Source organism: Phyllobacterium sp. 1468, assembly GCF_031455525.1.
Lineage (GTDB): Bacteria > Pseudomonadota > Alphaproteobacteria > Rhizobiales > Rhizobiaceae > Phyllobacterium.
The window spans coordinates 755772-768375 of the sequence record NZ_JAVDSX010000002.1; the positions used below are offsets into that span (position 1 = coordinate 755772).

Below are 12604 nucleotides of genomic sequence, written 5' to 3' on the forward strand. Positions count from 1 at the left end.
GCTGGAGAATCGAGATGGCCAAGGACGCGCTGATCGTCGTCGATATGCAGAATGACTTCTGTCCTGGCGGGGCGTTGGGAGTTGATGGCGGGCACGAGATCGTTCCCATCATCAACAAGCTCATACAGCGTTTTGATCGCGTCGTCCTCACGCAAGATTGGCACACACAAGGGCATTCGAGCTTCGCGTCGTCGCATCCAGGCAAGGCGCCGTTCGAAACAATCATGATGCCCTATGGAGAGCAGGTCCTCTGGCCCGATCATTGTATCCAGGGATCTGCCGGTGCGGAATTCCATCCGGATCTGGTATGGACAAAAGCGGAGTTGGTGGTCCGCAAAGGTTTTCATCCGCATATCGACAGTTATTCGACTTTCTACGAAAACGACCGGAAGACTCCTACCGGACTTGCCGGTTATTTGCGCGAGCGTGGCATTACCAATGTGACTTTCGCAGGTCTCGCGACCGACTATTGCGTCGCATATTCTGCGTTGGACGCTATCGAACACGGTTTTACCGCGGAGGTCCTGCTCGACGCCTGTCGCGGGATCGATCTTGGCGGCTCGCTCGCTGCCATGACCGCAAAAATGCGCAAGGCCGGTGTTGTCCTTGTTTAACGGCCACTCGAAGTGAACAGCTGAGCATTTTTTCCACAGCCTTGAACCAAGGTATGAGCTTCCAGACACAAAACTGTTGTTTCCCTGTCACATAATGGCGATACTGCCGTCAAGCGCACTTCAGATGACGCCTTATGTGTATGGGAGATTCACATGACTATTCGCGGCACTTCACTGAGCCTTGCTCTCGGCATTGTCCTCGCCTCATCCACCTCGTCTTTTGCCGTCACCGAGATCAGTTGGTGGCATGCGATGACCGGCGCCAACAACGAGGTCGTCAACACGCTTTCGAAGGAATTCAACGAAAGCCAAAGCGACTACAAAGTAGTTCCGGTGTTCAAGGGCACATATCCCGAAACGCTGAATGCCGGCATCGCAGCGTTCCGCGCCAAACAGGCACCGGACATCATTCAGGTATTTGATGCGGGCACCGGCGTGATGATGGCCGCCGAGGGCGCGATCAAGCCGGTCGCCGACATTCTTTCAATGGGCGGCGCCAAGTTTGACAAGAGCCTCTATCTGCCCGGAATTGTCGCCTACTATTCCAAGCCCGACGGCACGATGCTGTCTTTCCCGTATAACAGCTCCTCGCCAATCCTTTACTATAACAAGGACATCTTCAAGAAGGCCGGACTCGACGAAAACAATGCACCCAAGACGTGGTCCGAAGTCTGGGACGCTGCGAAGAAGATCAAGACAAGCGGCGCAGCCAAATGCGGGTATACCTCGGCCTGGCTGACCTGGATTCACACCGAAAACTTCGCCGCCTGGAACAACCTGCCTTGGGGTTCGAATGAAAACGGTATCGGCGGCGTCGATGTCGAGCTGAAGATCAATGCGCCAATCTACGTCAAGCATTTTCAGGAACTCGCCGATCTCGCAAAAGATGGCACTTTCCGTTACGGAGGACGTACTTCCGAAGCCAAACCGCTCTTCCTTTCCGGCGAATGCGGCATCTACAACGATTCATCGGGCGGTCTCGGCGACGTGATCAAATCGGGTATGAACTACGGAACAGGTCCGTTGCCTTATGACCCTGAGGCCAAAGGTGCGCCACAGAACACGATCCCCGGCGGCGCGAGCCTTTGGGTTTTTGCGGGCAAGAGCGACGAGCAATACAAGGGCGTCGCAGCCTTTTTCAACTTCCTCTCCAAAACCGAAATTCAGGCGCGCCTGCATCAGGTGTCGGGCTATTTGCCGGTAACGCTGGCCGCCTATGAGGAAACCAAGAAGTCTGGCTTCTACGACAAGAATCCCGGTCGCGAAACGCCGATCCAGCAGATGATGGGCAAGGCGCCGACTGAGAATTCAAAGGGTGTCCGCCTCGTTAACCTGCCGCAGGTTCGCGACATCCAGAATGAAGAGTTCGAAAACATGCTTTCGGGTAAACAGACTGCCCAACAGGCTCTGGATAACGCCGTCAAGCGTGGCAACGCTGCGATCAAGCAGGCAATCGGCCAGTAAGCTTCAATTCATGACAGCCCGTCCGTAATTTACGGACGGGCTATTTCAAAACGGGGCATTCATGGCATCGTCAACGCGCGTCACTTTTCCAAACAAGTTTTTGCCTTATCTGCTGCTGGCACCACAACTCGCCATCACCGCAATATTCTTCTACTGGCCGGCATCACAGGCGATCTATCAGTCCGTCTTGCGCGAAGACCCTTTCGGGCTCTCCACGCAATTTGTCGGTCTCGACAATTTTCGGCGCGTCCTCGGAGATCCGAACTACCTGAACTCCCTTCAGGTTACAGTTATATTCTCTGTAGCCACTGCGCTCATCGCGATGGCGCTTGCTCTTCTTCTAGCCGTCATGGCCGATAAAGTTATCCGCGGCAAAGGCATCTACAGAACGCTTTTGATCTGGCCCTATGCGGTCGCACCCGCCATCGCGGGCATGCTTTGGCTGTTCCTGTTCAATCCGTCGATGGGAACCCTTGCCTACCTCTTCCGTTCGACAGGCTATAATTGGGACCCGCTGCTCAACGGCGATCAGGCAATGGTGCTGATCGTCTCGGCCGCGGCATGGAAGCAGATCAGCTATAATTTCCTTTTTTTCGTCGCCGGTCTGCAGTCGATACCCAAATCGCTGATCGAAGCTGCAGCCATTGACGGCGCGGGCGAAACGAAACGCTTCTGGACCATCGTTTTTCCGTTACTGGCTCCGACCACCTTCTTCCTGCTCGTCGTCAACACGGTCTATGCCTTTTTCGACACCTTCGGCATCATCCACGCGGTCACCGGGGGCGGTCCCGGCAAGGCTACGGAAACGCTCGTTTACAAAGTTTACAATGACGGCTTCGTCAACCTCATCCTGGGTGACTCCGCCGCTCAATCGGTGATCCTGATGATCATTGTTATCGGCTTGACGGCTATTCAGTTCCGATATGTTGAGCGCAAAGTGCACTACGGCTGAGGATAGATAATGATCCAGAACAATCCCCTCGGCCGCCTGTTCGCCCATGTGATATTGGTTATCGGTATATTGATCGTCGCCTTCCCGATCTACTATACCTTCGTCGCCTCGACCCAAACGCTCCAGGAAATTTTGCGCCCGCCGCTATCATTGCTGCCGGGCGGACACTTGTGGGAGAACTATTCCGCTGCGCTCTTTGGTGGCGTAGGCCGTATCGGCGGCGTGGGCGTAGACCGGCTCCTGTTCAACACACTGGTCATGGCGCTCGGCATTGCCATCGGAAAAATCTGCATCTCGATCCTTTCTGCCTATGCGATCGTCTTCTTCCGCTTTCCGGGGCGCATGATCTTCTTTTGGCTCATTTTCATAACCCTGATGCTGCCGGTCGAGGTTCGCATCCTGCCCACCTATAAGATCATGGTCGACCTTGGCCTGATCGACACGTATACGGGGTTGATCCTGCCGCTCATGGCGTCTGCAACGGCCACGCTACTGTTCCGGCAGTTCTTCATGACCATCCCCGGAGAACTTGTCGAGGCCGCCCGCGTTGATGGCGCAGGACCATGGCGATTCTTCAAGGATATCCTGCTGCCACTATCCAAGACCAACATCGCCGCCCTGTTCGTGATCCTCTTCATCTATGGCTGGACGCAGTATCTCTGGCCGCTTCTGATGACGAACCGCAACGACATGTCGACCATCGTCATTGGTCTACGCAAGATGATTTCCTTCGCCGACGCCGATACCGAATGGCACCTGGTGATGGTGACCTGCATACTCGCCATAGTGCCTCCAATCCTCGTTGTCGTTTTGATGCAACGCTGGTTCGTGCGCGGTTTGGTCGAAACGGAGAAATGATACCGATATGGCAAATGTAGAATTGACCAATGTTCGCAAGGTCTATGGTAGCTCCGTCGAAGCGGTCAAAGGCATCAACATTGCCATAGAGGATGGCGCACTGTGCGTGCTGGTTGGTCCGTCCGGCTGCGGAAAGTCAACTTTGCTGCGTATGATCGCGGGTCTGGAGTCGATCACCGACGGCACGGTGAAAATCGACAACAAGGTGGTCAACGAGCTTGGACCCGCCGAGCGGGACATCGCAATGGTATTCCAGAACTATGCGCTCTACCCGCATATGAAGGTCTACGACAACATGGCCTATGGCCTGCGCAACCGGGGTATGCCAAAGGACCAGATCGACAAGCGTGTAAAAGACGCAGCTCAAATCCTTGAATTGACTCAGCTTCTGGAACGTCGCCCAAAAGAACTTTCAGGTGGCCAGCGTCAACGCGTCGCCATGGGCCGCGCTATAGTCCGCAGCCCGAAAGTGTTTCTTTTCGATGAGCCGCTGTCCAACCTCGATGCCAAGCTTCGCGGGCAAATGCGCGTCGAAATCAAGAACCTGCAGCGGCAATTGGGCGTGACCAGCGTCTATGTTACCCATGATCAGCTAGAGGCCATGACGCTTGCTGACATCCTTGTCGTCATGAACGCCGGTTCCGTAGAACAGATCGGCGCACCACTCGATATTTACGAGAAGCCGGCCAGCACCTTTGTCGCAAGCTTCATTGGCGCGCCGCCCATGAACCTTGTGCCGGTCAACGCCGACCATTCGGGACTGGTTCTGAAGGACGGCACACGCATCGGTGCTGAAGGTCTTGTCATTCCAGGCGATGGGGCTTTCATCGGCTTCCGGCCCGAAGACCTCGAAGTCTCCGCTGGATCGGAGACGCATGTCGGCGGACTGGTTCTTGATCTCAAGGTACTGGGCGTCGAGCCGGTGGGTGCAGAAAGCTATGTCTATGGCATTGCCGGGGGCGAGCGCGTCGTGGTGCGAGTTCCGGGCCGATCCGCGTCACAAACCGATGATCACCTGCGGGTAATCATCCCGAAGGACAAGCTGCATCTTTTTGGTGCTGACGGGAAGAGAATCCCACCTGCATAAGTGAGATTCTCTTCCAAGATCGGGTTACCAGCTTGGGACGGCCGCACCCTTGTATTTGTCGAGAATGAACTGCTTCACCGGATCGGAGTGGTAAGATTCAATGAGTGTCTTCACCCAGGGCTTGTCCTTGTCGGCGGTGCGAACGGCGATGAGATTGACGTACGGAGCTTTTTCACCTTCCTTGAGGATCGTACCGTTCATCGGATCAAGTCCTGCTTCAAGGGCGTAGTTCGTATTGATCGCTGCGGCATCGACGTCATCAATCGAACGCGGTAGCTGGGCGGCATCGAGTTCAACGAACTTGAAGTTCTTCTTGTTTTCGGTGATGTCGGCGGGCGTCACCTTCAGGCCGGAACCCTCCTTCAGCTTGATCGCACCCTTATCGGCGAGAATGAGCAGGGCACGGCCGCCATTGGTCGGATCATTCGGAATCGCAATCGTAGCTCCATCCGCTAACTCGTCGAAACTCTTCACTTTTTTGGAATAGACGCCCATCGGAAAATTGACAGTATAGGCGACATCGACGATATCGAATTTACGATCAGCAATCTGATTGTCCAGGTAAGGCTTGTGCTGAAAGGAATTCGCATCGAGCTCGCCGTCGTTCAATGCCTGATTTGGAACGACGTAGTCCGAGAACTCGAGGATCTGGATATCGAGACCCTTGGGCTTGGCGACCTCCGCGACCTTTTCGAGAATTTGCGCATGCTCTCCTGGCGTAACGCCGATCTTGATCGTTTCGGCGAACGCACCGGTCGCGCCGAGGATCGCCGCCAAGGCTGCCACACCAAGTATTTTCTTCAACATTTCATACTCCTGCTTCTATAAAAAATTCAACGGGGACGGCTGCGCTTGTCGAATTGCCGCGCCAACCGGTCGCCGGCGCTCTGGACAAGCTGAACAAGTACGATCAACACCACAACGACGACGGCCATGACGTCTGGCATGAAGCGTTGATAGCCGTAGCGGATGCCAAGGTCGCCAAGGCCGCCGCCGCCAATCGCACCGACCATTGCCGCGTAACCGATCAAGCTGACGATCGTCAGCGTCAGTGCAGAGGCAATTCCAGGCCGCGCCTCTGCGAGCAGCACCTTGAAGACAATCTGCATCGGGCCTGCACCCATTGCGCGCGCCGCTTCGGTGAGACCAGGATCGACCTCACGAATTGCCGTTTCGACCAGACGAGCAACGAAGGGGATTGTCGCAATCGTCAACGGCACTATCGCAGCGGTGGTTCCTATGGAGGTGCCCGCAACGAACCTAGTGAACGGGATGATGGCAACGACCAGAATGATGAACGGCGTCGAACGCGTGGCGTTGACCATGGCGCCAAGCACCTTGTTGACCCAAGGCGCAGCGAAAAGCTCGCCTCGCCCGCTCGTCGCCAGAAACACGCCAAGGGGAATGCCCAACAATGAACCAATCAGTCCAGCGACTGCGACCATATACAGCGTCTGGCCCGTCGCCTTGACGATGAGAGCAACGATATCAGCGGACATAGCCGACCACCTCCGATGACAGGCCGTGATGGGCAAGGAACTGCCGGGCCTCGGCAATTTTTGCTTCGTCGGAACGCAGGGAAACGACCAGCATGCCGAAAGGACGCCCCGCGATTTCATCGACTGCACCGGCCATGATGTTGACCTCGATGCCAAGATCGCTTCCAAGCCGCGCCAACATCGGTTCCGTGGCATTTTCGCCCTTGAATATGACGCGAAGAATGGTCCGGGAGCCGGGCTCCGGTTGCTGCGACATCCGGCTGGTCAGGAACTCCGGCAAATACATGCCTGCGAGGCCACCGAGCAGGGCTTTTGTGGTTTCGTGCACATGCCCGGTAAACACATCGAATGTAGGGCCCTGTTCGACGATGCGGCCCCCATCGATCACTGCCACATGGTCGGCGATGGCCTTCACCACCTCCATCTCGTGGGTAATCAGAAGCACAGTCAGACCGAGCTCTTTGTTGATCTTCCGGAGCAGGGCAAGGATCGAGCGCGTAGTTTCTGGATCCAGCGCCGATGTCGCCTCATCGGAGAGCAGCAGTTTTGGTTCGGTTGCCAAAGCGCGCGCGATGCCGATGCGCTGTTTCTGACCGCCCGAAAGCTCGGAAGGAAACCGGTCGCGCTTGTCGGAAAGGCCGACCAGGTCAAGCAAAGGCGCCACACGTTTTTCAATGTCTTGTCTTCCCATGCCGGCAATTTCAAGCGGCAGCGCTACGTTGCCAAAGGCGGTGCGCGAGGAGAGCAAATTGAAATGCTGGAAGATCATGCCGATCGAGCGGCGCACAGCGCGCAAATTTTTCTCGTCCAGTCCAGCTATATCCACGCCGTCAACGAGGATGCGGCCAGAACTCGGCTTTTCAAGCCCATTGACGAGCCGGATCAGCGTCGACTTGCCCGCTCCTGAACGGCCAATGATCCCGGTTACAGATCCACGGGGCACCACGAGGTCTATATCGTTCAGCGCTACCACTTCGGCGCCGGTTTTCCCCGCCGCAAAGCGTTTGGCAACGCCTTCGAATACAACCATGGGATTGGCTGCCTCGGGCACAGCCGCTTCATTACCTGGTAGAACGTGCGGCGTACTCGTTGCCGTGTTTCTCAATACTGCCATGTTCATTTGCGGAGTTCGCACGTCCGCCCTGTTGCCTTTTTAGGGCGGTCTATACAGACCATCTTCGAGTTTCGATAGACCTTGACGACAGGGATCAACATTTTAAGCTCTGTTTGGACATCTTGGGTGGCCGGAAAGCGTCGACGGAGATGACGATACGCAATGTTTTCGTCCGATGACACGACGCCGGTTTCATATTTGTGTCAATTGCGGGAATGTCTTTCCAAAACGAACGTATCGGCCAGCACATCGGCTTTGTACCCTTCATGCAGGGGAAAATTTCGGCCGATAAGAGCTAATTCCAAAGAACTATTTACTTGATTGCGTAGCAAATCGAGTAGATTGACCGGCGGAATACATTTGAATAGAAAAAAGTTGTTTTGGAAACATTACTTTCCACTTTAACGTATAGATTATTGATATACTTATATCAGTAGAAAATTTATGTCTTTTCTCGCACTAATACCCTGTAGTCGCAAATTTTATCTTAACGAAAGCGCGACGCCAGGACATAAAGACATTGGTAACTAATAGAAAAAATGCTAAGTATATTAACCAATGCCGAACGTAAAAAAACTAACATGGGTCAGAGATGAACTCACCTGCCTGAGGTCTGTGCGTGCAATTGTCCAATTTCCATACTTTTGACGCTATCCGATCGATGTTCGGTATGCGGGGTGCTATCAACCCGGCAGTAAAGCGTCGTGTCTATGCGGAGCAGATGGATGTTGCACTGAGGCTAGCGCCTTTTACGGTTCTGGTGGCTATGTGCGTCGTGTTTGTCGTCGCGTTCGTTTTCTGGGATCTCGGCCCCCGCCCCTATCTCGCCGGTGTGTCGATAATGGTCGCGCTCATGACTGTGGGCTCACTTTTCGCCTGCTGGCAATGGTACACAGTGCCAAAGGTCAAGGAGCTTGGATTTGATGCGATCAAATACTTGATCATCATATCCGCGCTTTACGGCATCTGCCTTGCCAGCATTCCCCTGATGCTGTTTCTCGACGCTGATCCCTACCACAGGCTTTTGATCGCGTGTACAGCAGCAGGTCTCATGGCAACCGGCATCGGCGTGGCAGTGGTACCCCTTGCTGCGATCGCCTATTCAGGCACAATCATCACCGGTTCATTCTTCGCGCTTGCGTCGACTGGCGAAGATTTCTTTCTGTTCATTGCGATCCTGCTTGCCTTCTATGCGCTCTTCATTCTGTTCACCATCGTCCACATGAGCAATCTTATTGTTATGCGCACGCTGGACCAGATCAAGGTCGAACAGCAGAAGGAAGTTATCAGCCTGCTGCTGTATGACTTCGAAGAAAACGCCAGCGACTGGATTTGGGAGACCGACGCCGATCTGAAGCTTCAGCACACATCGCCGCGGCTGGCGCAGATCGCTGCAAAAACGACCAAAGAGCTGCAAGGCATGCCTTTTGCCCAACTGTTCAAGATCGATCAGTCTCATGCCGAAGAGGCAGTCAAGGTTGGTTCGATCTGGCAGGCCATCGAGAACCGCACAACATTCCGCAACCATATTCTGCCTGTCAACATCAAGGGGGAGACCCGTTGGTGGTCGCTCACCGGCAAGGCGATTTTCGATAACGCGGGCCAGTTCGTCGGATACCGCGGCGTCGGCTCCGATGTGACCGCTGCAAAGCAATCGGACGATCAATTGTCCTATCTCGCCCGCTATGATGTGCTGACCGATCTGCCAAACCGTACACTGTTTACCGACCAGCTCTCGCAAGCCACCAAGGACCTTGAGAAAGGGCTGCGCAGCTTTGCGGTATTTTGCGTCGATCTTGATGAATTCAAGACGGTCAATGACAGTTTTGGTCATGGCATCGGCGACCAGTTGCTCAAACAGGTCGCGGACCGCCTGCGTGGTGCAGCACCCGCAACCTATGTCGTTGCCCGCCTTTCCGGCGATGAATTCGCCATCCTGGCGCGTGGCGCGGATCAGTCTGCTGCCACCGAACTCGCCGAGCAGCTCGTTCAAAGCATCGCACAACCCTTCTGGATTGACGGTATCCAGATCAATATTCACATCAGCGTCGGCATTGCCATTGCACCGACCGACAGTGTCAACGACATCATGCGCTGCGCCGACCTCGCACTCTACCGGACCAAGAATGAGGGCCGCAACAGTTTCCGTTTCTACGAGGTGGAAATGGATGCGCGCATCGAAGCCAAACGTGCGCTCGCCATGGACTTGCGTGGGGCTCTGGCACGAGACGAGTTCATCCTCCATTTCCAGCCCATCATTTCCGCGCAGACGCTCAAGACGGTAGGGTTCGAGACCCTGCTGCGCTGGAAGCATCCGGTGCACGGCTTCATCTCTCCGACTATCTTTATCCCGATCGCAGAAGAGACAGGCAATATCATTCCCCTTGGCGAGTGGATCATCCAGGAAGCGTGCCGTATCGCCGTTTCGTGGCCGCAGGAAATCCACGTTGCTATCAATATCTCGGCGATCCAGTTCCGGCACTCCGACCTGGCGTCCATCGTTCGCGATGCCTTGACCAAGAACAAGCTCAAACCAAATCGGCTGGAGCTGGAGATCACTGAATCCGTCTTTCTTGAAGCGAATGTCGCTGCTATTTCGTTGTTGCGCCAGTTCCGCGCCATGGGAGTGAGCATTGCACTCGATGACTTTGGCACCGGCTATTCGAGCTTGAGCTACCTGCGCAAGATGCCATTCGACAAGATCAAGATCGATCAGTCCTTCGTGCGCGACCTTCCACACAATCGGGGCAGCCTCGCAATTATCCGTGCGGTGATGGGCCTTGGGGCCAGCATGGGCATGAAGATCACTGCGGAAGGGGTCGAGACCCGTGAGCAACTTGCCTGCCTGCAAAAGGAGGGTTGCGATCAGGTGCAGGGCTTCCTGTTCAGCCCGGCAGAACCTGTCGAGAAGACTTTCGAGCTGCTCGCCTTCGATCGTGACCGATACCAGGTTGCCAGCTAGAACTATCTAAATAAAGAACCGCTCTGCGAGAACGGTTCTTAGGCATCAAAGCTCTGACAATCCGCCAGCATCACGCCTGCCGCTTCGCAGCATCCTGAATATTGACCGGCCGGTAGTTCGCGGACAGGCGTGAATCCTTCGGCCAATAGGGCAGGAAGCCTTTGATCACTTCCCCCGGAATATCGAGCGGATTGTAGTGGTCGCGGTCGACGAACATCAATGACTGCTCGCCATGCCCGAGCAATCCTTGTGCGGCGCTGTGGATCTCATGCTGCAACGTCACGAACTTCCGATTGTGGCGTGCAATCTTGATGCGCACGGTGATCTGCTCGAACTCCTTCGACTCGCGACGGTAATCATGGGTGAACGAACGCGTGAGGATATAGAACCGCGTCGTTGCCAGGTCGAAATCGGGCATGCAGACGTTGAAGAACAACTCGCGTGCCTTGCCGACCCAACGCACGTAGTTGGCGAAATAGACGTTTCCGACGGAATTCGTATCATCATAAGTGGGAACAAGCTGCATGACGAACCACTCACCGTCGAATCCATGCGACGGCGAAACCTCGTCACCTCCCGCGACGCTGGCAAGTGGTATGGGCGACATCATCCGGATAGGTTGATCGACGATCTCAACGGGAATAGCCTTCGAGGCCGGCCCGAACAGTTCGATGATGACGGGCAAAGCGCCTATCAGACCGATGAACGGAGAGATGAACAGGAAGCCTGGCACCGGCTGGATGTAGCCGATGATGAATATCAGCGACGAACCGCAACCGATCATGAAGCTGAGCACCGGGTCGAACTTTGGCTTTGCGCCGAGCGCCTCGCATACGAGGTTCGCCGAGGCGCTGACGAACAGGGTTGCGAATGGCATCATGAAATACATCAGCGAGAAATTCGCCGGCACCGCCGTGAAGGCAATCCAGGCAGCGCCAAACAACAGCCAAAGCGGCGATGAAGCGACACCGTCCGGGATGAGAGCAAGCAAGGGACTGTTGCTGCGTAGATTTTTGCCTTTCAGGAACCACGACGTGGCGCAATAAAAGCTGTCCACGGTTGAAGCCAGGGCAATGACGGTCCAGATAACGAAGGCAACCGCCAGATATGGCTGGCCATTTTCTGCAGCAAGAACCGTAGCTGCAGAGACGGATCCCTGGGCGCTTGGTAGACCATCGATGGACAGAATGCTGCCTATCGGGCCGACGGCCGAAGCGGTAAGCGCATTGAGCAACAAAAAGCCAAAGAATATCAACGCGCCGACACCGTAGGCCATGCCCACATCACCGCCTTCGCGTTTGATGGTAACCGCCCGCTGCCAATGCTGAATATCGAGCCACGGGCCAAGCAGGAACCCGATCAGCGTTGGCATGATCAGACCATAGAAGCGGCTATCGAACTTTTCGAGTGGCACACCTGGATAGTCTGATGTCTGCCGCAGTCCGATGAGCAGGACAATCCCCGCAGCCACCCCGACAATCGTATAGACGATATGCAATAGTTTGAGTTGCTGCAGCGACAGCGCATGACCGATAGCGCATGCAAACAACAACAACAGCGCAACGCCGAGCGCCGATCCCTCGCCCACGATCGGCTGCCAGAGATAGGCGACGAATCCGAAGATCGTCACAACCAGTGCGGCCATCTGAAATAGCAGAAACACGCCAGCGTAGCGGCCTTCAATATCCTTGATGATTTGATCAGGCGGCCGCTTGGTGCGGCCGAGAATAAATCCAAACAGCCAGAGCCCTGCGACATTGGCAATGGCAAAACCAAAAAACCCCAGCCAACCATAGGTCAGAGTGACGTGGATGGAATAAAAGAAACCCAATCCCCACAGCCAGGATAAGCCTATTGTTGGCGCCCACAAAAGATTCCGCTCGACCGTCATGACTATCCAGCTTTTCAAGAAACGCTGATTTTACAGCACCCTACTTTAGTCGATGTTATTCGTGGAAATAAGTCAAATGTTCTGTTCTTGGACTGGCATCAAGAATTTAGCGTTTCGATAGTGTTGCCGAAACTTGGTGGCAGACGATGCGCAGATCATGAAA

At 54.9% G+C, this 12604-nt stretch carries 10 protein-coding genes; 6 read left to right on the forward strand and 4 right to left on the reverse strand.

Going from position 1 to position 12604, the window contains the following annotated elements; all coding sequences use genetic code 11:
• Window positions 1–14: 14 nt before the first annotated feature.
• From pncA to ugpC, 5 genes are all read left to right on the forward strand, one after another.
• The gene (gene pncA / locus J2X72_RS09065; protein WP_210000139.1) at window positions 15–614 is read left to right on the forward strand and encodes a bifunctional nicotinamidase/pyrazinamidase; all 600 of its coding nucleotides are present in this window, start codon (window positions 15–17) and stop codon (window positions 612–614) included.
• Between the two features lie 153 nt (window positions 615–767).
• On the forward strand, window positions 768–2078 hold the full coding sequence (gene ugpB, locus J2X72_RS09070; protein WP_310070917.1) for a sn-glycerol-3-phosphate ABC transporter substrate-binding protein UgpB: 1311 nt from the start codon (window positions 768–770) through the stop codon (window positions 2076–2078).
• A gap of 61 nt (window positions 2079–2139) precedes the next feature.
• Window positions 2140–3030, forward strand: a complete 891-nt coding sequence (gene ugpA, locus J2X72_RS09075) for a sn-glycerol-3-phosphate ABC transporter permease UgpA (protein ID WP_114432340.1) — start codon at window positions 2140–2142, stop codon at window positions 3028–3030.
• Between the two features lie 9 nt (window positions 3031–3039).
• Entirely contained in the window at window positions 3040–3888 is an 849-nt protein-coding gene (ugpE, locus tag J2X72_RS09080; RefSeq protein WP_310070922.1) for a sn-glycerol-3-phosphate ABC transporter permease UgpE, read from the forward strand.
• A gap of 7 nt (window positions 3889–3895) precedes the next feature.
• Window positions 3896–4975 (forward strand): sn-glycerol-3-phosphate ABC transporter ATP-binding protein UgpC, encoded by a 1080-nt coding sequence (ugpC, locus tag J2X72_RS09085; RefSeq protein WP_310070923.1) that lies wholly within the window; start codon window positions 3896–3898, stop codon window positions 4973–4975.
• A 24-nt stretch (window positions 4976–4999) separates the two neighbouring features.
• On the opposite strand, the gene J2X72_RS09090 is transcribed toward ugpC, so the two are convergent.
• The 3 genes from J2X72_RS09090 to J2X72_RS09100 are packed head-to-tail and all read right to left on the reverse strand — an operon-like array spanning window position 5000 to window position 7504.
• Window positions 5000–5779 carry a MetQ/NlpA family ABC transporter substrate-binding protein gene (locus J2X72_RS09090; protein ID WP_310071067.1) on the reverse strand — a complete coding sequence of 260 codons (780 nt, stop codon included), beginning with the start codon at window positions 5777–5779 and terminating at the stop codon, window positions 5000–5002.
• A gap of 29 nt (window positions 5780–5808) precedes the next feature.
• Window positions 5809–6474 (reverse strand): methionine ABC transporter permease, encoded by a 666-nt coding sequence (locus J2X72_RS09095; protein WP_310070925.1) that lies wholly within the window; start codon window positions 6472–6474, stop codon window positions 5809–5811.
• On the reverse strand, window positions 6464–7504 hold the full coding sequence (locus J2X72_RS09100) for a methionine ABC transporter ATP-binding protein (RefSeq protein WP_210001639.1): 1041 nt from the start codon (window positions 7502–7504) through the stop codon (window positions 6464–6466). Before J2X72_RS09100 ends, J2X72_RS09095 begins: the two co-directional genes overlap by 11 nt.
• Before the next feature lie 703 nt (window positions 7505–8207).
• On the opposite strand from J2X72_RS09100, the gene J2X72_RS09105 reads away from it, so the two are divergent.
• Window positions 8208–10550: a bifunctional diguanylate cyclase/phosphodiesterase gene (locus tag J2X72_RS09105; RefSeq protein WP_210000111.1), complete on the forward strand. Its 2343-nt coding sequence runs from the start codon at window positions 8208–8210 to the stop codon at window positions 10548–10550.
• A 70-nt stretch (window positions 10551–10620) separates the two neighbouring features.
• Here J2X72_RS09105 and J2X72_RS09110 read toward each other — a convergent pair whose 3' ends face one another.
• Window positions 10621–12441 carry a thioesterase family protein gene (locus tag J2X72_RS09110; RefSeq protein ID WP_310070932.1) on the reverse strand — a complete coding sequence of 607 codons (1821 nt, stop codon included), beginning with the start codon at window positions 12439–12441 and terminating at the stop codon, window positions 10621–10623.
• Window positions 12442–12604: the final 163 nt, after the last annotated feature.